Raw genomic sequence first — 25139 nt, 5'->3', positions numbered from 1 at the left:
ATCTGAAGGGGAATGCTAGCGCGAACGGAGTCACCGCAGGTGGGCGTCGAACCAATTCAGCGTGCGCTGCCAGGCCTCCGCGGCCGCGTCCGGGTCGGCGTCGAAACGGTGGTTGGCGCCCGGGTAGTGGACGACGTTCGTCGCGACGTTCGCCGTCGCCGCCGCTTCGCGAAGTTGCTCGACTTCGGCGCCTCCGGCCTCGTCGCCCGCGTCGCCGTACATGCCGAGCCAAGGGCTGGTGAGCCGTCCCGCGATCTCGACCAGGACCGGCAGCCCGGTGACGCCCTGCCCGCCGACGCTGACCGCCGCGCCCAGCCTGCGGTTCGACGCCACGACCAGCGCGGCCGTCCCGCCGAGGTCGAAACCGACCACACCGACGAGATCCGCCTGGACACCGCGCTCGGCGAGCCAGGAGAGCGTCGCGTCGGTGGCTTCGAGCAGGTCCTGCTGCGTGAGGTCGTCCCGGTCGAGATGCGGGGTGACGGTGAGCCAGCCTTCGCCGGCGAGACCGGCCAGGAGCAGGCCCAGACCCTCTTCGACCTCATCGGCCTCCTCGTGCAGCACCACGAGCCCGCCGCGGACGACACCGTCCGGTTCGGCGAAGGTCAGGCGCAGCGTGCGGCCGTTGGCGTGCTGGTGTTCCACGGTGGTCGTCAGGGTCATTCCTCCATCAGACCACTCTTAGGTAAATATTCGGAGCTTGCGCTCGCGCGGGAGGATACGGTGTCGGAGCCGTCCCCCAGACGTAGGAGCGCCGAAGATGTCACCTGTTTCGCCGCGTGCGGATCTCGAATCGTTGCCGAAGTACGTCCCTGGCCGGACAATCCAGGGCGCGATCAAGCTGGCGAGTAACGAGGTTCCCGGTGGGCCACTGCCGAGTGTGGCGCAGGCCATAGCCGAGACGGCGCAGGGCATCAACCGGTACCCGGACATCACCGCTTCCGCGCTCGTCGAGCGGCTGGCCCGCGAACTGGGCGAGCCGGTCGAGCGGATCGCCGTCGGCTGCGGTTCGGTTTCCCTTTGCCAGCAAATGATCCAGGCCCTGTGCGGCCCTGGCGACGAGGTCGTCTTCCCGTGGCGTTCGTTCGAGGCGTACCCGATCGTCACGCAGGTGGCGAACGCCGTCAGCGTGAAGGTGCCGCTGACCGCCGGGCACGGGCTGGACCTGGACGCGATGCTGGCCGCGATCACGCCCAAGACGCGGCTGGTCTTCGTGTGCAACCCCAACAACCCGACCGGGACGGTCGTGCGGCGGGCGGAACTGGAGCGCTTCCTCGACGCTGTGCCCTCGGGTGTGCTCGTCGTGCTCGACGAGGCGTACAAGGAGTTCGTGACCGACGCCGAGGTGCCGGACGGCGTCGAACTCGCGCGCGGCAGGGACAACGTCGCGGTACTGCGGACTTTCTCGAAGGCGTACGGCCTCGCCGGTCTTCGCGTGGGTTACGCGGTGGCCCCGGAAGCGATCACCGTCGCGCTGAAGCAGGTCTACGTCGCGTTCTCGGTGAACATGATCGCCCAGGCGGCGGCCATCGCCTCGCTCGACGCGGCCGACGAGCTGCTGGAACGCTGCAAGGAGATCGTCTCGGAGCGCACGCGTGTCCGGGATGCCTTGGTGGCCAAGGGTTACGAGGTGCCGGAGACGCAGGCGAACTTCGTCTGGCTGCCGCTGGGCGAGCGGACGACCGAGTTCGCGGAGCACGCACTGGAGCGCAAACTGATCGTGCGTCCCTTCGCGGGCGAAGGCGCGCGAGTGACCATCGGGACACCTGAAGAGAACGACCTCTTCCTCGAAGCGGCCGGGGATTTCCCGCGCTGAGCACACTTTCGGCCGGCCCGCGCTTCGTCCACGGAGCGCGGGCCGTTCCTCTTTGAGGGCAAGGCAAGGGAATCCCGCACCGCGGACGAGTCGGCACGCGCATCGGGCCGGTCCTATTTGAGGAGCAGCTGCACCATCGCGGCGAGGCCGATCACGACGATCACGCCGCGCAGCACCTTCGGCGAGAGCTTGCGGCCGATCTTCGCGCCGATCTGGCCGCCGATCGTCGACCCGACCGCGAGCAGCGCGACCACGGGCCAGCTGACCGGCGCGATGAAGGCGTAGATCGCGCCCGCGACGATGTTCACGACCGCCGACAGGGCGTTCTTGACGCCGTTGAGCCGCTGCAGCGACTCCGACATCAGCATCCCCATCACGGCCATCATCATCACGCCCTGCGCGGCCGTGAAGTATCCGCCGTAGATGCCGATCAGGAAGATCAGGAACAGCAGGAGCGGCCCGATCTTGTGGACCGTCCCGTTCACCTCGCGGCGCTTCGCGACCCAGGCGGCCACTCGCGGCTGGACGATCACGAGCACCACCGCGAGGCCGACCAGCGCGGGGACGACGGTCTCGAAAGCGTCCTTCGGCAGCGAGAGCAGCAGGATCGTCCCGCAGATCGCGCCGAGGAACGACGCCACGGCGAGTTTGGCGACCTGGGGCCAGTAGCCCTTGAGCTCCTCCCGGTAGCCGATCGCCCCGCTGACCGTGCCGGGGGCGAGGCCGATCGCGTTGGACGTCGTCGCCGTCAGCGGCGAGTAGCCGAGGGCGACCAGAACCGGGAAGGTCACCAGCGTGCCCGAACCGACGACCGTGTTGATGGTGCCCGCCCAGAGCCCCGCGACGAAGATCACTACCGCGTGCCACCACGTCATAAAGCGCTCACGTCCGCACCCTAAGCACCGTTACCTCCTTTCGCGCTCCGGATGTGTCTAGTCGAACATTCAACGAGCCCGTTATGTCTCGTTCGGTGCGAAGACGCAGAACTCGTTGCCTCGGGGTCCTCGAGAACGTCCCACTCGACGTCTCCGCCCTTGGCGCGCACGAGCTTCGCCCCGGCGGCGACCAGCTCGGCCGCGGAGCCGAAGACGTCGATATGCATGCGGTTCTTCACGGTCTTCGCCTCGGGCACCGGGTTGATCCAGATCAGCGGGCCGCGACCGGCCGGATCCTCGATCGCCACCGGCCACTCCACCGGCCGCTGGTCGCGGCGGACGTACCCCATCGCGGCGCACCACCAGTCGGCGAGGAACTGGTGGTCGTTCGCGTCGAGGCAGATGTCCTCGAACACCGCCGTCATTCAGTTCTCCTCCGGTAGATGAGCCGCGGTGATCTCCGCGTCGACCGTCCAGCCGAGCGTCAGGTACAACGCGCGGCCCTCCTCCGTGGCGACCAGGACCGCTCGCTCCGCCCCGGCGGCGACCGCCACTTCGTCGAGCCTGCGCATGACGAACCTGCCCAGCCCTCGCCGCTGGTGCTCGGGCTCCGTCACGACCTGATCGATCACCGCCGTGCCGCCGGCTATCGCGACCCGGCCGGTTGCCGCGCATGAGCCGTCCGGCGCGCGCACCACCACGTCGGTGACCACGCCATCGCCGACCAGCTCCGCCCGGTACGGCTCGGGCGCGGCCATCACCGGCCGCAGCGCTATCGGGGCGCTCATCAGGTACTCCGGCGGGCCGACCTCCCATTCCGGCGGCACCGTCTTCGCCACCTCGTCACGCGAACCACTCACCTTCAGCCATGTTCCGGGCTCTGTCAGCGAACGCGCCCGGCGCGCGACCGATCCGGCGTCCGCCAGCACGTATCTCACGCGGTGCCCGGGACGCCCGACGTCGAGCCGGTAGCCGTCCGGTTCGGCAACCGGGACCCCGACGCCGCGCGAAAGCGCCCAGCCGTGCACCCATGCCTTGATCAGCCCTGCCACCCCAGTCATCTTCGGATGATGACACCCCGCACCGACAATTCCTGGCGTTCCGCCGAACCTGCGAGGATGGCACCGTGGCGGGCGACGAGCGCGAACAGGTGTGGAGTGCGACGGTCGACCATCTGCGCGCGATGATCGACTCGGGCAGGCTCCCCGCCGGATCGAGACTGCCCGCCGAGCGGGCGCTCTGCGAACAGCTCGGCATCAGCCGCGGTTCGCTGCGGCAGGCGTTGCGGGTGCTGGATTCCATCGGTTACGTGCAGGTGCGGCCGGGGTCGGGCACGTACGTTCGCGAGAAGCTCGACGAGCGACCCCTGCGCGGCTGGTTCTCCGAGCACGAGCACCTGGTCGAGAAGCTGTTCGACCTGCGGACCACCGTCGAGCCGACGCTGGCCGAGCGGCTCGCGCTCGACCACACGCCACGGGTGCTCGAGCGGCTGGAGGGCACCGTCGACGAGATGGACCGGGCCGCGGCCGACGGCGACATGCTGCGCGTGATCGCGGCCGACGCCGAATTCCACCGGGTGATCGCGGAGAACGCCGGCAACGACGACGTCACCGATCTGCTGCGTTCGGTGCTGTCGCTGGTCGGCGAGGAGCGGCGGGCGGCGTTGCGGCTTCCCGGGCAGATCCGGAAGGCCGTCGACGAGCATCGCGCGATCCTCGAGGCGATCCGCGGTTCGGACGCGGCGGCCGCGCGGGAGATCACCCTGCGGCATCTGCTCGACGCCAAGACCTACGTCCACGACTACACGACCCGGGATTGACGCTTCCTTGATGGCGTTCGCGGATCCGCGCGAGTAGAGTTTTCAGAAGATTGTGAAACTTCTGACGGGGGTGTGCGATGGAGAAGGTCCGGTTCAGCGAAGAGAAGGCGACGATGCTCGCCACGCTGTACGGCCGGGCACTCGACGCCCGCAGCGACCTGCCGATCCTCGGCGACAAAGCCGCCGACGAGGCCGTCAAGCAGATCGACTACGACTTCGCTTCGCTGGGCGTGAACGCCGACATGGGCTTGACCGTCGCGATGCGAGCCAAGCCGATGGACGACTGGGCGGCGGCGTTCCCGTGGGAGCACCCGGACGCGACCGTCGTCCAGCTCGGCTGCGGGATGGACAGCCGCGTGTACCGCGTCGACCCGCCGCCTTCGGTGCGGTGGTTCGACGTCGACTACCCGGAGGTCGTCGATCTACGCGCCCGGATCTACCCCGCGCGGGACGGCTACCGGACCATCGGCTCGTCCGTGACGGACTTCGGCCGGCTCGACGAGATCCCGTCGGACAAACCCGGTCTGGTGATCGCGGAGGGGCTGACGATGTACCTAAGGCCGTCCGAAGGCGAGGAACTGCTGCGGCGGCTGATCGCGCGTTTCCCGCAGGGCGGCGAAATGGTCTTCGACATCTTCAGCAGGCTGGGGATCAAGCTGCAGAAGCTGAATCCGGTGGTCCGCAAGGCCAAGGCGACGCTGTACTGGGGCATCGACGAGATCTCCGAACTGGAACGACTCGGCTTGACGCTGGTCTCGAAGCTCGACTCGACGGATTACGCGACGCCCGAAGTGAAGGCGCGGATTTCGCCGTCGATGCGGGCGCAGCTGTGGTTCGCGGGGCTGTTCCCGGCGTTCAAGAAGATGGGGCGGATCCTGCGGTTCCGGTTCTGAGGGCCTCCTTCCCCACTCTGAAGGTCAGGATCCCGGCGAAGTCGCATGAACGCCGGCCAGTGTCGCTCTTGGCGATTCGAACTGGACCTCCTGACAGACGATGTCCACAAAGGACACTTTTCGCTGACTCGATGTCCGAGTGATGCTCAGATGGGCGATGTCACGAGGGGGGTCGTGGGGGGGGGTGTTTGGGGGGGAAACCAAAAACCCCCCCCCACGACCCCCTCGCCGAACCGTGCAAATCACCCAAGTCGGACACTGTCACCGGGAAAAAGTCCGTAATGAACAGTTGGAAAGGCGCCTGGTCGGCGAGTCCCGCTCCCGCCGCCAACTCCGGAACACCACGTTTGCCTTACCCCTCTATAACCCTCTTTACCACTCACGACCCCTTCGCAAAACACCCGAATCGGGCACGGCCGCCCCGAAAGGGTCCCCTGTGGACGGTCGAGAAGATGCCAGGCCACCGTGACGAGCCCCTCCACCACCCATTTGACCAGCGGATAGACGACTTCGCCGGGACCCTGACTCTGAAGGTAGCGAAGGGGGGCCCTTCGCTACGCCGCCGACGGGGCTTTGGCGAGCCTCATGGTCTGGGCGTCTGTTGCGAAAGCATCTTTCGCAACGTTGAAGGTTGCTGTGGCTTTCGCAACGCCTGGCCGCTCGGTACCCCGGCGGCGTCAGCGTGACTCCAGCACCCGCTCGACGAATCGGCGCAGTTTGTCTTCCAGCCGGAAGACGCGTTCCTCCAGCGTCAGGGACTCGAACGGCTGCGGCACGTCCGACTGCAACTCGCCGCGGATGTACTGGCTGCACGCGAGGTTCGCGCACGCGTAGATGCCGAGCGTGTTCCCTTCCCTGCCGGATTTCCCGGCGCGGCGGCCGGAGAACAGCGCGATGTCCGACAGCGGATGTGTCGTTGTGCACAGGCCGCACATGTTGCTCAGCAGGACACGGCCCTTCGGCCGGGGAGCGGCCCGGAGGGACAGCCCGACGGTTTCCCCGCGGTACGGCAGCACGAGATACGCCCGGGAGGCGGCCTTCGGATCGCGCCAGCCGAGGAATTCCCTTTTCTCCCAGGGGATCTCTTCGGGCCGGGCGGGCAGCGTGACCCCCTTGGCCTCGCCTCGGGTGCAGTTCACGAAGGACGCTCTGATCTCGTCCTGGCCCAGCGGTTCCATACCCGCACGGTAACCAGCGCACCCGAGAACGGGCGAACCGTTTTCCGCCGGAGGTCATACGATCACCGGGTGCGCGGGAAGACGATGTCGAGCCGGTTCCGGCTGGTGCTCAGGACCAGTCTCGGTTTCGCCGCGCTCGGCGTCGGTTCCAGTGTGTGCGGTGCCGGTGTGGTCGCGTTGCTGCTGCTCCTGCAGGGCCTGCCGAGCGAGGTCGGCGATCGCGGCTGGATCCTCGGCGTCACCGCCGCCGGCATCGTCGCGCTGTCGCTGATCGTCGGTACCTTGTGGACGGCGTGGCTCCAGCGGCGCACGGCGGTCTGGTTCGTGTTCGGCCGCCCGCCGACGAAGGCCGAGGCCGAGCGGGCGCTCCGGCTCCCGGTCGACATGGGGATCGTCAGCGGGACACTCTGGCTGATCGGCACGATCGTGCTCGGCGCGCTCGCGCGGGTGCTCGGGTCCTGGATGGACGCGCTCGGGATGGCGCTGGTGATCGGGCTCGGCGGGCTGACCACGGTCGGCCTCACCTACCTCGCCGCCGAATGGGTCGCGCGGCCGGTGATGACGATCGCGCTCAAGGTGACCCCGCCGAAGGGGACGCTCAGGGTCACCGTGCGGACCAGGGTGGTCGTCACCTGGTCGCTGGCGAGCGGCGTGCCGTTCCTCGGGGTGCTGCTGGTGGCCGCCCCGCCGGACCTCGGCCAAGGCGACCACGTCGCGAGCCTGATCATGCTTTCGGCGATCGGCCTCGGTGTCGGCGCGATCGGGACGGGCCTGCTCGCGAAGGCCGTCGCGACACCACTGCACCGGCTGCGGGTGGCGCTCGACGAGATCGCGCGCGGCAACAAGGAGATCGTGGTCGAGGTCGACGACTCCAGCGAGATCGGCCTGCTCCAGACCTCGGTCAACGACTTGGCCGCCGGGCTCCGCGAGCAGGATCGGATGCGGGATCTCTTCGGCAGGCACGTCGGGGACGAGGTGGCGCGGCACGCGCTGGAGTACGGCGCCTCCCTTTCGGGTGACGTGCGCGAGGTGACGGCGCTGTTCGTCGACGTCGTCGATTCGACGGCCTTGGCGAGCCGCACCCCGCCAGAAGACCTCGTGAAGACGCTCAACCGGTTCTTCACCAGCGTGGTGCACGCGGTCGGGGCACGCGGCGGGCTGGTCAACAAGTTCCAGGGTGACGCCGCGCTCTGCGTCTTCGGCGCCCCGACCAGGCTGGCGGACGCGCCCACGGCGGCGCTTTCGGCCGCGCGGGCCATCCGGGACGCCGTCCAGGAGACCGGCGAGCTCGACCTCGGCATCGGCGTCGCGAGCGGGCGGGTCTTCGCCGGTCAGCTGGGGACCAGCAGCCGGTTCGAGTACACCGTCATCGGCGACGCGGTGAACGAGGCCGCGCGCCTGACCGAGGACGCGAAATCCGCCGACGGCCGGATCCTGGCGAGCGAAACGGTGCTCAAGGCCGCGTTGGAGAGCGAGCGCGCGCACTGGAAGCCGTACGCGGAACTCGAGCTGCGCGGGCGCCAGGAGCCGACGCACGCCTGGGAGGCGAGCGCGCTCAGCCCGGAATGACGTCCGGCCAGCGCAGCAGCGTCGAGCCCCAGGTCAGCCCGGCGCCGAAGGCCCCCATCACGACGCGGTGCCCCGGCTGGAGCGCGCCCTCCTTGGCCGCGTCGGCCAGCGCGATCGGGATCGACGCCGCGCTCGTGTTGCCCACCTTCTCGATGTTCGAGTACATCACGTCCTCCGCGAGCCCGAGCTGTTTCGCGCAGGTCTGCAGGATGCGGATGTTCGCCTGGTGCCCGATGAACCGGTCGATGTCGCCGACCGCCCAGCCGGCGGAGTCCAGCACCGCGCGCGCCGATTCGGCCATGCGGGCGCAGGCGTGCCGGAAGACGGTCTGGCCCTGCATCACCAGGTAATGGTCGCGCGGGTCGTCCGAGCGGCGGTTCTTCGCGCCGCCCGCCTCGACCCAGAGCAGTTCCGCGAGCGCGCCTTCGCTGTGCAGGTCGAACGGGCCGAGCGCGCCGAGCTCGTCCGGGTCGCCCGCGCGCAGCAGGACGGCGCCCGCGCCGTCACCGAAGATCGGCACCGTGCCGCGGTCTTCGGGGTCGACGAGCGAGGTGAAGACGTCGGCGCCGATCACCAGCACCCGCCGCGCGATCCCGGCGGCGATCAGCCCGGCGCCGGTGGCGAGCCCGTAGACGAACCCGCTGCACACGGCGTTGACGTCGAACGCGGCGACACCGTTCAGCCCGAGCTCGGTCGCGACCTGCGGCGCGCTGGCCGGGCACAGCTGGTCGGCCGTGGAGGTCGCGAGCACGACGGCGTCCGCCGCGGTCTCCCCCGCCGACGCCAGCGCCCGGCGTCCCGCCTCGACCGCGAGGTCCACAGTGGACGTTCCGGGATCGACGACCCGGCGTTCGGCGATGCCGGTCCGCGAGCGGATCCACTCATCGGAGGTGTCCAGCCGCTGGGCGATCTCCTCGTTGCCCACCACGCGCGGAGGCAGCCATGAGCCGAGACCGGCGAGAACGGCGGCCTGAGATGAGGGCACCAAGGAATCCTTTCGCGGGGAAATGAGAGGTCTGCCATTCACTTGTAAGCGCTACCATTCAGTAGACCCGCCAGTTGTGTTCCGGGTCACAATTCAAAGAATTCTCATCTTCTTCCCGGAGTGGCCAGGCGCACGGGCCGAACACCCGATCGGGTGACGCACACCGCGTCGAGGCGCGAGCAAAGAACAGGCGCCCTGGAGAGCCGTCCGGTTAGCCTGACCTGGTGCACACACCCGACCTCGACCGCATGGACGTCGCCATCCTCGCCTGCCTCCAGTCCGACGCCCGCACGATCGCCGAGCACATCGGCGCGAAGGTGGGCCTGTCGGCGGCCGCCGTGCAGCGGCGGATCAAGCGGCTGCGGGAGACCGGGGTGATCGAACGCGAGGTGGCGGTGCTGTCGCCGCGCGCGCTCGGGCTGTCGATGACGTTCGTGGTGATGGTCGAGATGGAACGCGAGAACCTCGCGGTCCTCGACGGGTTCCGGCATCAGGTGCTCGCGGACGACAACGTCCAGCAGTGTTACTACGTCACCGGCAACGCGGACTTCGTGCTCGTGGTGACCTGCCGGGACATGGCGGATTTCGAGACGTTCACGCGGCGGATGTTCTTCGACAACCCGAACGTGCGGCACTTCACGACGTCGGTGGCGATGGACCGGGTCAAGACCGGACTGACGCTGCCACTGGAGCCCTGAGGGCCGAAGGGGACGACGGCGTCAATTTCGACCGCTTCCAAAGAGGACAGTCCTCAGTGGACCCCGCGACGGGGAGGCCTCGCGAGAACAGCCCACTTCGCGAGTTGCGTCCTGCGCAACGCCGGCTCACGACCTCGTCACCACGGGTATCCACCCGAACGCAAGGGGTCTGTGCCCGGCGTTACACCACTATGGACATATGCAGCCGATAGCGTGAACGTCGTCGCAGTCGCGTCATCCGGCGCGTGTCCGGCCATCTCCTCCCCGAGACGAAAAGTTCGCGCCGCGCGAACCACGAGCACTTAGGAGTGGCCGTGCACACCGACGCAATTCACCAGAGCCAGTTCGTTCTGCTGAACAACAGCAGCACGCCCGTTCTTTCCCGCCTGTCCTTCCACACCGGCGAACCGTTCGCGGTCACCGTGTCGTTCCGGACGGAGCGCGGCCGGTGGGTCGAGTGGACCTTCGCGCGTGAGCTGCTCGTCACCGGCCTCACCGACCCCGCCGGGCTCGGCGACGTCCGCGTCCGCCCCGACCTCTCGGAGGACGAGGCGCTGCTGACGCTCGAAATCGAGTCACCCGACGGCTACGCGTCGTTCGAGCTCGAGCGTGAGGACGTCGAGTCGTTCCTCGAGTCCACCTACGAGCTCGTCCCGCTCGGCTCCGAGAGCGAGCACTTCGACGTCGAGGCGCTGATCGAGGAGATCAGCAACGTCTGAGACCTTCCCGCGGCACGAAGACGAAGGGCGGCCCGAGTGCGCTGGAGGCACTCGGTCCGCCCTTCGTCCTGTTCACGGTCCCCCGATGACCGGGGCTGAGGTCAGCCGAGGACCAGGGAGGTCCCGGTCGCGGACAACGCCGGCCGCACCGGGAAGAAGTACGTCACCGAGCTGTTGCCGCCGGACAACATGCCCTGTGCCTGGTTGCCCGCGATGAACGAGCCGCCGGAGTCGCCCGCCTGCGAGCGGACGTTGGTGGCGGTCATGCCGTAGACCGTGCCCTCGGCGTAGCGGACGGTCTGGTTCTTGGCGCCGACGGTGCCGCAGGTCCAGCCGGTGGTCGACCCCGACTTGCAGACCGACGCGCCGGTGGCCGCCTCGGTCGAACCGCTCACGCGGGTGCCGTTGTTGATGACCCCGCGCGGCACCCAGTTGCTGTTGACCCGGACGTGGCCGTAGTCGTTCCCGGGGAAGCTGGCGCGGGCGAACGAGCCCATCGCGACCCGGTTGTAACCGGTCACCGTGCCCGGACCGCAGTGCCCGGCGGTGAGGAAGCCGCCGTTGACCGAGAAGCCGATCGAACAGCGCGAAGAGCTGTTGATGTAGTACGCGTCGCCACCGCGGACGTCGTACTTCAGGGTCGGCACCGAAGTGGTCTCGACCACCGCGACGGCGGCCTTGTCCACCTTGGCCTTCTCCAGGTACGAGTCGACGACGCCGCTCTTGCCCGGCAGGACGTTCACCGTCACGCGGTTGGTCTTGGTGTCGACACCCCAGCCGGTGATCGCGCCGTCCGCCGTGCGCTCACTGGCGTTCAGTTTGTCCACAGTGGAATCCAGCTGGGCGGCCGAGAAGCGCACGAGTTCCGCTTCCGCGCCGCTGGCGAGGACCTGGCCCAGTTTCGCCGCGTCCGTGACGCCGACGCGGAGCTTGCCGGTGGCCTCGTTGTAGCTGGCGCCGCCGAAGCTGCCGGCGAGCGCCGAGGCGAGTGACTGTTCGAGAGCGCCGGCGGCCGTCTCGCTCTGGATCCGGGCGAGTGCCTGGCCGGCGGTCAGGCCGAGGTCCCGTTGCAGGGCGGGAACCATGTCTTGATTGAGCAGAGTGTCCGAGGACGCTGCCGCGGGGGTACCCGTGACGAGCGCGCCGGTGGCCAGTGCTGCCGTGGCGGCCACACCGAGGAGCTTCGTGATCTTCATGCTTCTCCCTCGTCATCACGCACGGCTCCGGTTCGCCATGCGATGGCCCTCCCCTGACGGGTGAGAATTCTGGACTCGGACGAAGGCCGCAATCCGGGTCGGCGCGGGATAGGTATACCCATTCTTCGGGAACCGAATCCCCTGCTCCACGAGCGGCCACCTAGTGCAGGCACCCGGACGGGCACGTCCGTAAGTAGGGTTTCGAAGCAAATACCTTGCGTAGTCATGGCCACCCCCTGAACGTGGGATGAATCGCCGAATCGGGTTTTTCGCCGACGTTTCGGGTGTCCGGTGATTTTCCAACCGACGATCCGTCAGCCAACCGGTGACGCTGCGTCCACGAACGGCCTCAGGGGGTGCCCGGGGTGTCCGTGTTGGGTGGTTTACGACCCGGTGGGCAGTGCTTAGGCTCCGCAGGACAACGCACGAGATCGTGTCGGGCTCAGCGGGAACTCCCCACCGAGGAGCGCATGATGTGGCTTGCCACCCCTCGCCCGACCTCGGTTTCGGTCCGCGCCGGATCGACGGCGCTCGTGGGCCGCGACGTCGAGGTCTCGGCGATCGTGAAGATCCTGCTGCGCCGTCCCGCCGCCGTGCTGATCGAAGGCGAACCCGGGATGGGCCGCAGCAGGCTGCTCGCAGAGCTGGCCGGACGCCGTGAGTTCGCGGCGGGCCGGGTGCTCTCGGGAGCCTGCCAGCCGATGCGCGAGCCGTTCCCGTTCGGACCGGTGCTCGAAGCGCTGCGTTCGGCGGGCGACCGGCCGCTCGGTCCACTCAGCCCGGTGGCCGGGGTGCTGAGACCCTTGTTGCCCGAACTGGCGGAAAGCCTTCCGCCCCAACCGGAACCACTCGCCGACCCGTGCGCCGAACGGCACCGCCAGTTCCGCGCCGTCCGCGAGGTCCTGATCGCCTGCGGGCCCGCGCTCGTCCTGATCGACGACCTCCAGTGGGCCGACGAAGGCACCCGTGACCTCATGCGGTTCCTCGCCGCGGCCATGCCCCCCGAACTGGCCGTCGTCGCGGCGTACCGGACCGGCTCGCCGTCGGGACACGGAAGCGCGGGGATCCCGTTCCGCACCCCGCCGAACGTCCAGACCGCCCGCGTGACGCTGGGCCCGCTCGACGTCGAAGCCGTCGGGAAGCTGGCCGAGGAACTGCTGGACCTGCCGCGGGTCTCCGCGCCGTTCACCGCGAAGCTCCACGAAAGCACCGCCGGGATCCCGTTCGTGGTCGAGGAGACCCTGCGGGCGCTGCGCGACGCGGCCGGCCGCCTGCCGATCGGGGAGGTGCTGAGCGACCGGCTGCTGGAAAGCCTCGAGGTCCCGGTCTCCCTGCGCGAGGCCATCACCGAACGGCTCGAAGCGCTGCCCGAGCCCGCCGTCCGGCTGGCCCGCGCGGCGGCGGTGCTCGCCGTCCCGTCCGAGCCCGCGGTGATCGGCGAACTCGCCTGCCTCGACGGCGACGCGCTCCGCGCGGCCCTTTTGTCCACTTTGGATGGCGGTGTCCTCGGCGAACTCGGCGGCGACCGCTACGGCTTCCGGCATCCGTTGTCCCGCAAGGCCGTTTACGACACGGTGAGCGGCCCGGAGCGCACCCTGCTGCATTCGCGCGCCATCCAGGTGCTCGCCGGTCAGCCGGTCCCGCCGCTCACCCTGCTGGCGAACCACTCGCGCGCGGCGGGGCGGGCCGAACAGTGGCGCCACTACGCCGAAGCCGCCGCCGACGAGGCCATCGCCCACGGCGACACGTCACGGGCCATCGACCTGCTCCAGTCCGTGCTCGCCGAGGCGGGGCTCGGCGAGGACGACATCGCCCGGCTGGCCACGAAGCTCAGCCAGGTCGCGCTGCGCGGGTTCCGCCCGGACGTCATCGAGACACTGGAGCGAATCCTCGAAGACCTCACCGGCCTGCGCCCGAGCGTGCGCGGGACGATCCGGCTCAGCCTCGGGATGCTGCTGGTCCGCACGATCGGGCGCCTCGGCCGCGGCCGGGTCGAGGTGGAGAAGGCGATCACCGAACTGGTCGACGAGCCGGAGCTGGCCGCCCGCGGGATCAACCTGCTCGCCCAGCCGATCGACGGGCTGACCCCGTTGTCCTGGCACGAGGTCTGGATGGAGCGGGCACGCGAGGTCTTCGGCCGGATCGAAGACCCGGAACTGCGGCTCGCACTCCTCGGCGACCGGATCTCCACCCAGGCGCATATCGGCGACGGGTCGGCCTGGACCGAGTTCACCGAGCTGCCGGACCAGGGCAGCGGGGTCGCCGAGCGGGTCCAGCTGGCGCGGCTGTGGTGCAACCTCGCCGACGCGCAGTCCTGGGCAGGCCATCTGGCCAGAGCGGAAAAACTGGTCTCGGAAGGGATCCGCCGCGCGACCGACGCCGGCGCGCTCTACGCCGCCGGGCTCGCGCAGGGCACCCGCGTCCGGCTCGACTGGGTGCGCGGCGACTGGTCCGGCCTCGCGGAGGCCACCGAACAGCTGCGCGACGCCTATCCCGACCTCGGCCCGATCGTCATGGAGTGCTCGCTCGTCCTCGGCGGGTTGTCCGCCGTTCGCGGGGAATTCGCCGCCGCGCAACGACATCTGGCCGCGGCGGGCGTCCACGCCCCGGAACACGGGCCCATCCCCGTCGTCCTCTCGGCCGCGGGGGTCCTGATCAGGGTGCTCCTCGCGACGGACGACGTCGACGGCGCGTGCGCGGCGGCCGACAACGCCGTCGCGGCGGCCCGGCGCAAGGGTGTCTGGGTGTGGGCGGCGGCGCTGGTCCCCGCCGCGGCCGAGGCCTACACGCGGGCGGGGCGCTGGTCGGAGGCGGACGCCGTGGTCGAGGAATTCGCCCGCGGGATCGACGGCAAGGACTCGCCGGTCTCCCGGGTCGCGCTGCTCGCCGGCCAGGCGATCCTGCTCGACGCGCGCGGCAAACATCCCGCCGCGGCAACGGTTTTCGACGAGGCGGCGGCGGGCTACGAGGCGCTGCCGATGCCGTATCAGGCGATCGGCGCCCGGGAGCGGGCGGCCCTGTCCCGGCTCAACGCGGGTCGTCACACCGCGGGCGACCGCAAGGCGATCGAGGAGCTCGCGGCGGCCGCGGAGGCCTACGAGCGGCTCGGCGCGACCAGGGACGCCGGCCGCTGCCGCCACCAGCTGCGGGAACACGGCGCGTGGGCCCCCTCACAGCGCGGACGGCGCGGCTACGGCCAGGAGCTCTCACCCCGCGAACTCGAGGTCGCGCGAATGCTTTCCGACGGACGGACGAACCGGGAGATAGCGGACGGGTTGTTCCTTTCGCCGCGTACGGTCGAACAGCACGTCGCCAAAGTCCTGAGGAAACTCGGGGCTCGCTCGCGGACGGACGTGGCCCGCCGGATGACGACCTACGCGCCCGCTTCGGCGGACCGGTAGCCAGGGTCTTGCTCTCCGCCTGAGGTACATGAAGGCCCCCTTCCTGTACCTAGGCGCAAGGAAGGAGCCTTCATGTGCTGGGCAGGGTGTGAAGGCCGAGTTTCTTCGGCTGAGCCGAGGGAAGGGGGCCTTCACGCGCGGCCGTTGTGCCTGTTGATGCAGGTGGGGCGCGCGTGGCGGTCGCCAAGGTGGCGAAGGCCTCCATCCCTACCTTCAAGGTAACGAAGGAGGCCTTCACGGACCGACCGGCCCGGAAATGTCCCTTGTGGACAGTCGAGAAGCGTCATGCCACTGTGACGAGGCCCCGGGGGTGTCGCGAAAGCCACTTTCGGGGCATCAGACGTCGCGAAAGCGGCCTTCGCGGCACCCCCGGCCCGTACGAGCCCACACCCGCCGGGCGACCAGCTGAGCAGGCCGGTCACCGGGACCGTTATTCCTTTAGGGGCAAGAAAAGTGCCCGATCGGGCACGGTGATCCATTCCATCGGGTTCAGCGGTGTGCGTATGGTTCCGTAGGTTCATGCGCTGTGCTAGTTTGTTTTGGCCATTAACAAAGTCGGGGCCCGACCCCGTGAGGGAGTAGCGCAGAAGCATGGCTGAGCGAGCCGATTTCGCGCTGGGGACGGTCGAGGCGACAGTGGTCGGGCGGGCGCTTGGCGTCGATGCCCGCTTGTTTCCCTTGCGCGTCCAGAACACTTCGATCGACCCGGAGCGGTACGCCGCGATCGTCCGGAAGGTCTACACCGATCTCGAACGGCGCCGCCTGTCGATCGACGGCGAGCTGAACCAGGCCGTCCGCACCGCGTTCGCGCTGCTCGGGAACCACCGGATCACCGTTTCGATCAACGGTATCGACGGTATCGGCCAGGACATCGCCGTCCTCGCGCTCACCGATGGCAGGCAGGCGCTCGGCATCACGCAGGCCCACGGCGAAGACCTCCTGCAGTTCGCGCTCTTCTCCGACGAAGAGCTGGTCGAGGTCCTCTCCGGGGTGCTGCCGCGGATGCGCCCCGCGTCGACCGGCCGCCGCACGATCGTGCAGAAGGAGGAGCGCGCCGTCTCCGCGATGGCCGCGCGCCGCCAGGCCGAAGCCGAGTTCGACGAGGAAGAGACCGACGCGTTCGGCAACCTCCAGTTCACCGGCGTCGTCCGCGCCCGGCCGGAGGCCCCGGCACCGCGCAGCGACGAGAGCGACGTCGAGGTCTTGGAGAAGGTGCTGTCCGGGACCCGCCTCGGCGGCGGGTACATCATCGTGAGCGGTATCGGCCGCCGCGGCGAACGGCTCCGGTCGACACCGTTGAGCTGGCTCGACACCGAAGACGGCCGGTACCTGGTCTGGACCGAGACCGACGAAGCCTCCGGCGCCGTGATCGGTCACTACGACCCGGCCAGTCAGTCGGGCGTGGCGAACGCGATCCGGGACGCCATCGCGGACATCTACTGACCCCTCCTGAACCCGGCGAGAGGACCCTCCGTTGACCGAGGAAGCACAAGAACTGAAGCCGGCGGCGGCGTTTGCCCCCGCGCAGGTCGCGCTCTCGGGCACGCAGCTGAAGCGCATGGCGGTGCAAGGTGGCTTCGCCGTCGACGAGACCACCGGCCAGGAGATGATCCGTTCACTCCAGGGCGTGATCGACAGCCTCGAAGAGCGCTGGAGCGCGCTGACCAAACTTCAGAAGTCGCCGCCGATGAGCTCCACCGCGACCGCCCGCTGGGTGTCCGAGCACATGCACGGCACCGCGACCGACGCTCAAGGTCTGCTCACCCAGCTCCAGGCCGCTCGCGCCGAGTTCCCGACTTACATCGAGGCGATCGAACTCGCCCAGCGGAACTACCGGGAACGCGACACCCAGAACCAGCGCGACCTGAAGCAGATCGACACCGAGATCTGAAGGAGAGACCCGTGACCGAATCCGAGGAGAAGACGGCGAAGGTCTCCGACCCGAACTCGCCCGACTACAACAAGCTCGACTCGCACTACGACCCGACCGCCGACTCGTCGTCCGACTACTACGTCGGGCCGCTGGCGGACAAGGCCGCCTCCGGCGACGAGATCCGGGCCGGGGCCTCGGCCGGGACGGACCTTCTCTTCAACATCCTCGGCTGGGGTGACAAGGCGCTCAACGGCTTCAAGGACATGTTCACGCAGAAGATGTACGAGGGGCAGCTGGAGAAGGCGCGCGAGGGTCTCGACAAGAACCTGGACATCCGCAAACCCGGCGAGCCGCCGTCCACGATCTGGGCGAACGCCACCCACGAACAGATGCAGACCGCGATCGCGGACAACGCGGATCCGGCCGCGGTGGCCGAGACCTCCGAGGAGTGGATCCGGGCGGGCAACGACCTGGCCTCGCATCAGCGCAACCTGGCGAAGGCGATCAGCGCGAGCACGGCCAACTGGGAGGGCGAGGGCGGCGACGCGGCCCGCGAGCACCTCGCCGGTGTCGGCAAATGGCTCGGCTCGACCGCGAACGGCGCGACGCTGGCCGGACGGCAGCAGCAGATCCACTCGCAGACGCTCAACGAGACGCAGAAGCAGATGGCGGCGAACCCGCCGGTGGCGTTCAACGTGCAGGAGGCCAACGCCAACCTGCAGAAGATCACCGACCCGTACGTGTACATGGCACAGCTCGGGAAGGACCTCACCACCTTCAAGAAGCAGCAGGACGCGCGGGACCAGGCCGCGAAGGTGATGACCGAGTTCGACACCACGGTCGGCTCGGCGATCGCCACCCCGGCGTTCCCCGCCCCGCCGAAGCTGGCGACGGCGACCAGACAGCTCCAAGGCAGCCCCGCCGGCGGTGGCGCGGGTTCGCCCGCCGGCACGCTTCGCGACCGGATGTCGCCCGAAGGCGCCGACGGGCAGCTCAGCCCCTTCAACGCCGCCTCGGACCGTACGCGCCCGGACGGCCTCGTCGCTTCGATGGACGGCACGCCGCAGGGCGGGGCCGGTGGTCCTGGCGGCGTGTCGCCGTTCAGCTCGCCGAACGGCGGACCGGGCGGCGGCCCCGGTGGTGGTCCGGGCGGAGGCCCCGGTGGCTTCCCCGGCGGTGGCGGTCCCGGTAGCGGCGGCCCCGGCTCCAGCCCGACCATGCCCAACATCGGCATCCCGAACGGGCCGACCGGCGGCGAGACCTACAAGCCCGCGGCGTCGACGAGCCCCCACCTCCCGGACATGCCCAAGATCGACGACGGCACGCGGACCACGGGCTACACCCCGCCGTCCGTCACCCCGCCGTCGTTCACCCCGCCGAACATCCCCATCCCGGAGAGCGGCGGCCCGCGGCCCGGTGGCGGTCTTCCGTTCACGCCGCCGAACATCCCCGTCCCGAACGGGCCCAACAGCGGCGGGCCGAGGCCGGTCATGCCGAACATCCCGCCGATGCCGCGTCCCGGCGGTATCGGCGAACGGCTCACCGGCCCCTCGTTCCCGGACGGCAACTCCTACAAGGGCACGCCGTACAACGCGCCCAAGCTCGGCATGCCGAACATCCCCGGCGGTGGCGGCACCGGTGGCACCAGCAGCTTCGGCGGTGGCGGTGGCGGTGCCGGCACGGGCGGTGCCGGTGGCGCGGGCGGCGGAGGTCTCGGCGGGGCCGGACGGGCGACGGGCTCGCTCGGCATGGGCGGCGCCGTCGGCGCGGGCGCGATGGACGCCGAGGCGGCCGCGGCCCGTGCGGCGGGCTCCGGTGGCAAGCCGGGTACGCCCGGCGGCATGGCCCCGATGGGCGGCATGGCCCCCGGTGCCGGCAAGGGACAGGGCCAGGAGGACAAGGAGCACAAGGTCGCCGACTACGTCGAGTCCGACGACCCGTCCTTCTTCGCCGCCGACGAGGTCGTGGCGCCGCCGGTGATCGGCGACTGGAAGAACAAGGACTGGAAGTGACCGCCTCGTTCGAGGTCGATCCGGACGACCTGACCGCGCACGCGAGCCATCTCGAAGGGCTCGTCGACCGGCTGAACACCGCGCACGGCGCGACCGGTTCGGCGATGTCTTCGGACGCGTACGGCCTGCTGTGCGCGTTCCTGCCGCCGATCGTCAACCCGGCGGGCGAACGCGCGGCGGAGACGATCAAGGCGGCCGCCGAAGGCATCCAGTCCACGGCGAACAACGTCCGCACCGCGGCCAAGTCCTATGTAGACGGTGACAAGACCAACGCGGAACCGTTCAAGGCGGACTTCAAGGCCTTGGACATCGGAGGAAAGCAGTGACCGGCGGGAACGAGCTCGGCGAGCTCATGCTGGACCCCGACGAGGCCCAGCGCAAAATGGACCGATGGGCCGCGGGGCTGGAAGAGAAGGCCCAGCGTTACGCGGCCGCGCAGGAGCGGACGGAGCAGCTGCGGCTGACCGCGTCCAGCTCCGACGGCGCCGTCAAGATCACCGTCGGGGCCGACGGCGGCGTGACGGACATCGAGTTCGGGAACAAGGCCAGGACCTATCCGCTGGAGGAACTGTCGCGGCAGATCCTCCAGACCATGCACAAGGCGCAGTCCGGGATCGCGGGCCAGGTCGCCGAGGTCATGCAGGAATCGCTCGGCGACGAGGACCAGGAGACCAGGGCGCTGATGATCGGCACCCTGCGCAGCCGCTTCCCCGAGATCGAAGAGGAAGAGTCTTCGGACCCGCCCGCTCCCCCGGCGTCGTCCGCCGACACGCCGCCCCCGCCGCAAGCGCCTCGCGAGAAGCGTCACGAAGCGCCGGACGACGAGGAAAACTCGCCCTGGTGAGGTCCTCGTCCTTGAAACACGAGGAAGGTCGCCGTGGGTAACCCGCTTGTCGCCGACGTAAAGGACTCGACGAAGGCGTACACCGGCTCGTCACTGCTGGAGTCGGCGTTCGAGCTGAAATCGGCCATCGAAAGCGGCGACTGGGCGTCGGTGGCGCTGGGCGCGGTCGGGACCGCGCTCGACGCGCTGTCGATGGCCATGGACCCTTTCGGCGCGATCCTCGCGAACGGCGTCGGCTGGCTGATGGAGCACGTCGGCCCGCTCAAGGAAGCGCTCGACGCGCTCACCGGCAACGCCGACGAGATCGCCGCGAACGCCGAGACCTGGATGAACATCGCGACCGAACTCGGTGACGTCGGCGCGGATCTGGCCGGGATGGTCTCCGCCGATCTGCAGAGCTGGACCGGGGTCTCGGCCGACGCCTACCGTGCCCAGGCCAAGGACACGGTCACGCTGCTGGAGTCGGCGAAGGCGGGGTGCGAAGGCGCCTCCAGCGGGGTGAAGACGGCGGGTGAGGTCGTCGCCGCCATCCGCGCGCTGGTGCGCGACATCATCGCCGAGCTGATCGGGCATCTGATCAGCTGGGCGCTCCAGGTGCTGTTCACACTCGGCATCGGCCTGACCTGGGTGGTCCCGCAGGTGGTCAACGCCGTGGCGAAGACCGCGAGCAAGATCGCGAACCTGACGAAGAAGACCGTCAAGGCGCTCCAGGCACTGATGCCGCTGCTGAAGCGAGCGGACGACCTGTTCGACAGCGCGGCGAAGGCGCTGAGGAAGCTCCAGCCGGGCAAGGGCGCGCCCGCGCCGAAGCCGAACAAGCTGGACGAGGGCACGACGCCCAAGAGCAGCCCCGACGGCGACGGCACGACACCGTCCGGCGCGCCGCCGAAGAGCGATCCACCGCCGGTGAAGTCGGATCCGCCGCCTCCGCCGAAGAACGAGACCCCGGACGGATCGACCACGCCGTCCGGCTCGCCGCCTCCGCCGCCCAAGGACCGCGGCGCCCCGAAACCCGAGACGAACAACCGGATCAAGGACAACGAAACCACCCCGGGGGACCGCGTCCCGCCCAAGGACCGCGGCGGCTGCGGCGACCCGATCGACGTCGCGACCGGCTCGATGATGCTGACGCAGGACGACGTCGTGTTCGCCGGCGTCCTCCCGCTGACCGTGTCGCGGACGCATCTCTCGTCGTACCGTCTCGGCCGGTTCTTCGGCTCATCCTGGGCGTCCACTGTGGACCAGCGGATCGAGATCGAGGACGACGGCCTGCACCTCGCGCTCGCCGACGGGACGCTTCTTTCTTACCCCGTACCGCTTTCCGGCCGCCCTGTCCTCCCGGAATCCGGGCAGCGGCTCCCCTTGTCCAAAGTGGACGATGGCTACGGAGTGACCACTCCGGACGGAATGCTGTTCTTCTCCGGCCCCGGGGACAGCCTTCCCCTGCGCGCGATCGTGGACGGCGACGGTCACCGGATCTCCGTGCACTACGACGACAACGGCGTCCCCCGCGAGCTGGAACACTCCGCGGGCTACCGCCTGCTCGTCGAGTCGAAGGACGGACTCGTCACGGCCCTTCGGCTGCCCGGCGCGGAAACCGCGCTGCGGAGCTACCGGTACGACGAGCGGCGCCGCCTGGTCGAGATCGCCGACGTCACCGGTCAGCCCCTGCGGTTCACCTACGACGCCGAAGGCCGGATCGTGCGCTGGGAGGACGTCAACGGGCGTTGGTACGGATACGGCTTCGACTCCGAAGGCCGCGTCGTGCGAGCGCAGGGCACCGGCGGCTTCCTCGACGTCGACATCGAGTACGACCGGGAAAACCTGGTCACCTCGGTCACGAACTCGCTCGGGCACGTCACCCGGTATCAGCTCGACGATCTGCACCGGATCGTCGCGGAGACCGATCCGCTGGGCAACACCACGCGGTCCGAAATCGACCGCTTCGGCAAGCTGCTCAGCCGCACCGACGCCTTGGGCCGCACCACGCGGTGGGAGATGGACGATGACGGGAACGTCGTCACCGTGCTGCAGCCGGACGGCGGCCGCGCGCTCGCCGAGTACTCCGCGCCGGGCCGCTGGACCAGCAGGACCGGGCCGGACGGCGCCGTCTGGCGCCGCGAGTACGACGAGCGGGGAAAGCTCGTGCTTGCCACGGATCCGACCGGCGCCACCACCACCTACGGCTACGACGACGCGGGCAACGTCGCGGTCGTGACCGACGCGCTCGGTGGCGTCACCCTGATCGAGTCGAACGCGGCGGGCCTGCCGGTCTCCGTCACCGACCCGCTCGGCGCGGTCACGCGGTACACCTACGACGAGTTCGGGCAGACCACCTCGGTCACCGACCCGCTCGGCGGCGTCACCCGGACGAAGTGGGACGGCTTCGGCGAGATCGCCGAGCAGATCGACCCCGACGGCTCCGTCTGGCGCTGGAACCGCACCACGGCGGGTTCGGCCGACGAAGCCGTGGACGCCCGCGGGCTCGCGGTGCGCACCGAGTACTCGCAGTTCGACCTGCCCACCGCCGAAATCGGCCCGGACGGCGATCGACTGTCCTATGTGTACGACACCGAGCTGCGACTGGTGTCGGTCACCAACGAACACGGTCTCGTCTGGCGCTACGACTACGACCCGGCCGGGAACCTGGTCGGCGAGACCGATTTCAACGGTCGCACCACCCGCTACGGCTACGACGCCGCCGGGCGGATGGTGTCGCGTACCAACAGTCTCGGCCAGACGGTCGTCATCGAACGCGACGCGCTCGGCCGGGTCGTCGCCCGCCGGGCGGGCGACGACGTCGCCACGTTCACCTACGACGGCGCCGACCGGATGACCTCGGCACGCAACGCGCATTCCGAAGTCACCATCACCTACGACGCGCTGGGCCGGATCGTCTCGGAAACCCTCAACGGCCGGGCAGTCCGCTCGGAATACGACGCCATCGGCCGTCGCGTCGCGCGGCGCACCCCTTCGGGCGCCGAGTCGTTCTTCGCCTACGACGCGGCAAGCCGCCCCGTCGCGCTGCGGACCGCCGGGCGCACCATGTGGTTCGAGTACGACCCGGCAGGCCGGGAAGTGTCGCGGCGGCTGGAGGGCACGCCGGTCGAGCTGCGCCAAGGCTGGGACGCCGCCGACAGGCTGACCTCCCAGACCGTCTCCACCGGCAGGGGTGTCGTCCAGCACCGCGAGTACGGCTACCTGCTGGACGGGCTCGTCTCGTCGATCTCGGATTCGCTGTCCGGGCCGCGGTCGCTGCGAGTCGACCGGGCGGGCCGCGTGGTCGACGTCCAGGGTCAGGGCTGGCGGGAGAGTTACGGCTACAACCTCGCGGGCGCGATCACGCAGGCGGGCTGGCCGGGTGCGGATCCGGCCGTCGGACCGCGGCGTTACCAGGGCACCCTGATGACCGGCGCCGGGGCGACGTCGTACCTGCACGACACCGAAGGCCGTACGATCGCGCGCCGCGAACCCGGCCGTGCCTGGACGTACCAGTGGAATTCCGACGACCGGCTGACCGGCGTGGTCACCCCCGAAGGCGAGCGCTGGCTCTACCACTACGACGCGCTCGGACGGCGGATCGCCAAGCAGCACCTCGACGTCCAAGGCCGGATCCTCGAACAGATCGACTTCACTTGGGACGGTTCGAAGCTCGCCGAAGAGATCCGCGGCGGCACCGCCGTCGTCTGGGACCTGGAGCCGGGCACGGACCGGCCGATCACGCAGATCGAACGGATCCCCGGACAGGACGCCCGGTTCCACGCCGTCGTCACCGACCTCGTCGGATCACCGAGCGAACTGCTCGACGAATCCGGCGATGTCGCCTGGCATCTGCACACCTCGCTGTGGGGCAAGGTGCTCTCGCCGCCGGGGCGGGCGTACACGCCATTGCGGTTCCCCGGCCAGTACCACGACCCGGAAACCGGGCTGCACTACAACTTCAAGCGCTACTACGACCCGGCCACCGGGCGGTACCTCTCGCACGACCCGCTCGGCCTCGAACCGGCGTCGGATTCGCTGGCCTACGTCGGCAACCCGACGGACATGATCGACCCGCTCGGCCTGGCGCCGACGAAACCGAAAACGGGCACCTGCGGCAAGGGGACCCGCGGTGGCGGCGGCAAGACGAAATCGCCGGGCAACCGGGTCACCAAGCCGAAGCCGACGCCTGGGCCGAAGAAGCCGCGGCGTCCGCCGCAGAGCTACCTCGACGGCACGCACGGCGCGAAGAACCGTGAGCAGAACCGGCTCACGGCGAAGTACGACAACGAACTCAAGGCCGACGGCCGGGAGAAGGTCTCCGGGCAGTCCCACGAGTCCGAGCACCCGATCCCCTACGAGGCGATCGGCCGCGGCAGTGGCGGCGCGCGGGGTTCGAGCCACGACCAGAAGGACCTGGAAAACCACGCTTGGGCGTATCAGGAGGCCAAACCCGCGCACAAGTCGCATATCGGTACCGGTAACAAGGGCGACCAGGACCTGACGGAAGGTTCGGCGAACCCGAGCGGCTTCAAGAACAGCCAGGAGTACCGCGACTCCGAGCGCAACGCACTGGAAGGCGGCGACCCGAACACCGCGATCCAGCTCAACCAGCTCGACTACGCCTTCCGGGACGGGTTCAAGAACACCGACGGCACCCTCGACGGCAAGATCGCGGACGACTCCTACCACAAGATGATCGACGACGCGCACGCCAGCGGCAAGGGCCTCACCTACTCGACCGGCCCCGGTACGACCGCGACCACCCCGCCGCTGTCCAGCCACGACGTCAAGGAACTGCACATGACCCGGGACACCATCCGGGACGGGGACTGGCCCGAGGAGATGAAGCGGCAGAACCGCGAGACCTACGAGCAGGAAGTCGATCGGATCCACGAAGAGACGTACAAGAAGCCGACCAAGGAAGACTGGGAAAAGCTCGACGCCGGCGGCTTCGGACCGCTCGACACCGGCAAGAAGGACCCGAACGCGATGGACGTGGACTGACGTCCCGGTTTTCGCGTAACTGGATGGCGAGGCAAGGGTGTCGTGGTGGAGCGACTGCCGGATGGCCTTCTTCGTACCCGATGTGTCCACAGAGGACACTTCCTGGCGACTTGATGCCCGATTGATGCCCTTACGTACGATTTTCCAGGGGTCGTGAGTGGCAAGGAGGGTTAGAACCCTCTTTATCACTCACGACCCGGCCCCAAAGCCGCGCAAAGCACCTAAATCGGGCATCTTGATCTCCACTAGCGTCCTTTATGGACAGTGCCTTACCC

20 protein-coding genes are annotated in these 25139 nt (G+C 69.3%); 13 read left to right on the top strand and 7 right to left on the bottom strand.

Going from position 1 to position 25139, the window contains the following annotated elements; genetic code table 11:
• Nucleotides 1-30: 30 nt before the first annotated feature.
• A complete protein-coding gene (locus AC069H_RS03680; RefSeq protein WP_478223686.1) occupies nt 31-663 on the bottom strand; it encodes a dienelactone hydrolase family protein in 633 nt (210 codons plus the stop codon).
• A gap of 97 nt (nt 664-760) precedes the next feature.
• On the opposite strand from AC069H_RS03680, the gene hisC reads away from it, so the two are divergent.
• Nucleotides 761-1816: a histidinol-phosphate transaminase gene (hisC, locus tag AC069H_RS03675; RefSeq protein ID WP_340686694.1), complete on the top strand. Its 1056-nt coding sequence runs from the start codon at nt 761-763 to the stop codon at nt 1814-1816.
• Nucleotides 1817-1929: 113 nt separating this feature from the next.
• Here hisC and AC069H_RS03670 read toward each other — a convergent pair whose 3' ends face one another.
• From AC069H_RS03670 to AC069H_RS03660, 3 genes are read right to left on the bottom strand one after another with little or no spacing between them, the layout of a single operon-like run.
• Nucleotides 1930-2691, bottom strand: coding sequence for a sulfite exporter TauE/SafE family protein (locus AC069H_RS03670; RefSeq protein WP_478231237.1), 762 nt, complete (start codon nt 2689-2691; stop codon nt 1930-1932).
• A gap of 20 nt (nt 2692-2711) precedes the next feature.
• Complete coding sequence (locus AC069H_RS03665; RefSeq protein WP_478231236.1) at nt 2712-3116, bottom strand: VOC family protein; 405 nt, start codon at nt 3114-3116, stop codon at nt 2712-2714.
• Nucleotides 3117-3743, bottom strand: coding sequence for a GNAT family N-acetyltransferase (locus AC069H_RS03660; protein WP_478224429.1), 627 nt, complete (start codon nt 3741-3743; stop codon nt 3117-3119).
• 74 nt (nt 3744-3817) lie between these two features.
• Here AC069H_RS03660 and AC069H_RS03655 point away from each other — a divergent pair, with 74 nt between their 5' ends.
• Together AC069H_RS03655 and AC069H_RS03650 are read left to right on the top strand one after the other, a co-directional pair.
• Nucleotides 3818-4510 carry a FadR/GntR family transcriptional regulator gene (locus AC069H_RS03655; RefSeq protein ID WP_478223688.1) on the top strand — a complete coding sequence of 231 codons (693 nt, stop codon included), beginning with the start codon at nt 3818-3820 and terminating at the stop codon, nt 4508-4510.
• A gap of 77 nt (nt 4511-4587) precedes the next feature.
• Nucleotides 4588-5403: a class I SAM-dependent methyltransferase gene (locus tag AC069H_RS03650; protein WP_478231235.1), complete on the top strand. Its 816-nt coding sequence runs from the start codon at nt 4588-4590 to the stop codon at nt 5401-5403.
• Nucleotides 5404-6080: 677 nt separating this feature from the next.
• Here AC069H_RS03650 and AC069H_RS03645 read toward each other — a convergent pair.
• Nucleotides 6081-6581, bottom strand: coding sequence for an FBP domain-containing protein (locus tag AC069H_RS03645; protein ID WP_478223690.1), 501 nt, complete (start codon nt 6579-6581; stop codon nt 6081-6083).
• Between the two features lie 84 nt (nt 6582-6665).
• Here AC069H_RS03645 and AC069H_RS03640 point away from each other — a divergent pair, with 84 nt between their 5' ends.
• Nucleotides 6666-8150: an adenylate/guanylate cyclase domain-containing protein gene (locus AC069H_RS03640; protein WP_478231415.1), complete on the top strand. Its 1485-nt coding sequence runs from the start codon at nt 6666-6668 to the stop codon at nt 8148-8150.
• On the opposite strand, the gene AC069H_RS03635 is transcribed toward AC069H_RS03640, so the two are convergent.
• Nucleotides 8137-9135 (bottom strand): beta-ketoacyl-ACP synthase III, encoded by a 999-nt coding sequence (locus AC069H_RS03635; RefSeq protein ID WP_478223691.1) that lies wholly within the window; start codon nt 9133-9135, stop codon nt 8137-8139. The genes AC069H_RS03640 and AC069H_RS03635 overlap by 14 nt on opposite strands.
• Before the next feature lie 224 nt (nt 9136-9359).
• Between AC069H_RS03635 and AC069H_RS03630 the strand changes: the two genes are divergently transcribed.
• Complete coding sequence (locus tag AC069H_RS03630; RefSeq protein ID WP_478231234.1) at nt 9360-9833, top strand: Lrp/AsnC family transcriptional regulator; 474 nt, start codon at nt 9360-9362, stop codon at nt 9831-9833.
• 314 nt (nt 9834-10147) lie between these two features.
• On the top strand, nt 10148-10552 hold the full coding sequence (locus AC069H_RS03625) for an SsgA family sporulation/cell division regulator (protein WP_478223692.1): 405 nt from the start codon (nt 10148-10150) through the stop codon (nt 10550-10552).
• A gap of 101 nt (nt 10553-10653) precedes the next feature.
• Here the strand turns inward: AC069H_RS03625 and AC069H_RS03620 are convergent, their stop codons facing one another.
• Nucleotides 10654-11748, bottom strand: coding sequence for a S1 family peptidase (locus tag AC069H_RS03620; protein ID WP_478231233.1), 1095 nt, complete (start codon nt 11746-11748; stop codon nt 10654-10656).
• A gap of 473 nt (nt 11749-12221) precedes the next feature.
• Between AC069H_RS03620 and AC069H_RS03615 the strand changes: the two genes are divergently transcribed.
• The 7 genes from AC069H_RS03615 (at nt 12222) to AC069H_RS03585 (ending at nt 24864) form a co-directional block, all read left to right on the top strand.
• The gene (locus tag AC069H_RS03615) at nt 12222-15149 is read left to right on the top strand and encodes a helix-turn-helix transcriptional regulator (RefSeq protein WP_478231414.1); all 2928 of its coding nucleotides are present in this window, start codon (nt 12222-12224) and stop codon (nt 15147-15149) included.
• A 591-nt stretch (nt 15150-15740) separates the two neighbouring features.
• Nucleotides 15741-16592, top strand: a complete 852-nt coding sequence (locus tag AC069H_RS03610) for an ESX secretion-associated protein EspG (protein WP_340686686.1) — start codon at nt 15741-15743, stop codon at nt 16590-16592.
• 31 nt (nt 16593-16623) lie between these two features.
• Nucleotides 16624-17040, top strand: a complete 417-nt coding sequence (locus AC069H_RS03605; RefSeq protein WP_478231232.1) for a hypothetical protein — start codon at nt 16624-16626, stop codon at nt 17038-17040.
• Nucleotides 17041-17051: 11 nt separating this feature from the next.
• A complete protein-coding gene (locus AC069H_RS03600) occupies nt 17052-19034 on the top strand; it encodes a WXG100 family type VII secretion target (protein ID WP_478231231.1) in 1983 nt (660 codons plus the stop codon).
• A complete protein-coding gene (locus AC069H_RS03595) occupies nt 19031-19360 on the top strand; it encodes a type VII secretion target (RefSeq protein WP_478231230.1) in 330 nt (109 codons plus the stop codon). Before AC069H_RS03600 ends, AC069H_RS03595 begins: the two co-directional genes overlap by 4 nt.
• A complete protein-coding gene (locus AC069H_RS03590) occupies nt 19357-19878 on the top strand; it encodes a YbaB/EbfC family nucleoid-associated protein (protein WP_478231229.1) in 522 nt (173 codons plus the stop codon). The genes AC069H_RS03595 and AC069H_RS03590 overlap by 4 nt, the downstream gene beginning before the upstream one ends.
• Nucleotides 19879-19911: 33 nt before the next feature.
• Nucleotides 19912-24864 (top strand): RHS repeat-associated core domain-containing protein, encoded by a 4953-nt coding sequence (locus tag AC069H_RS03585; RefSeq protein WP_478231228.1) that lies wholly within the window; start codon nt 19912-19914, stop codon nt 24862-24864.
• The last annotated feature ends 275 nt before the right edge of the window (nt 24865-25139 follow it).

The sequence above is a fragment of the Amycolatopsis sp. NPDC043887 genome (assembly GCF_056435665.1).
Note: the sequence above shows the minus strand (reverse complement) of the source record. Positions and strands in the feature narration are given on the sequence as shown.

Coding starts and splice junctions, on each gene's coding strand:
- AC069H_RS03680 (WP_478223686.1), bottom strand. CDS start 663: ATGACCCTGACGACCACCGTGGAACACCAGCACGCCAACGGCCGCACG.
- hisC (WP_340686694.1), top strand. CDS start 761: ATGTCACCTGTTTCGCCGCGTGCGGATCTCGAATCGTTGCCGAAGTAC.
- AC069H_RS03670 (WP_478231237.1), bottom strand. CDS start 2,691: ATGACGTGGTGGCACGCGGTAGTGATCTTCGTCGCGGGGCTCTGGGCG.
- AC069H_RS03665 (WP_478231236.1), bottom strand. CDS start 3,116: ATGACGGCGGTGTTCGAGGACATCTGCCTCGACGCGAACGACCACCAG.
- AC069H_RS03650 (WP_478231235.1), top strand. CDS start 4,588: ATGGAGAAGGTCCGGTTCAGCGAAGAGAAGGCGACGATGCTCGCCACG.
- AC069H_RS03645 (WP_478223690.1), bottom strand. CDS start 6,581: ATGGAACCGCTGGGCCAGGACGAGATCAGAGCGTCCTTCGTGAACTGC.
- AC069H_RS03640 (WP_478231415.1), top strand. CDS start 6,666: ATGTCGAGCCGGTTCCGGCTGGTGCTCAGGACCAGTCTCGGTTTCGCC.
- AC069H_RS03620 (WP_478231233.1), bottom strand. CDS start 11,748: ATGAAGATCACGAAGCTCCTCGGTGTGGCCGCCACGGCAGCACTGGCC.
- AC069H_RS03615 (WP_478231414.1), top strand. CDS start 12,222: ATGTGGCTTGCCACCCCTCGCCCGACCTCGGTTTCGGTCCGCGCCGGA.
- AC069H_RS03610 (WP_340686686.1), top strand. CDS start 15,741: ATGGCTGAGCGAGCCGATTTCGCGCTGGGGACGGTCGAGGCGACAGTG.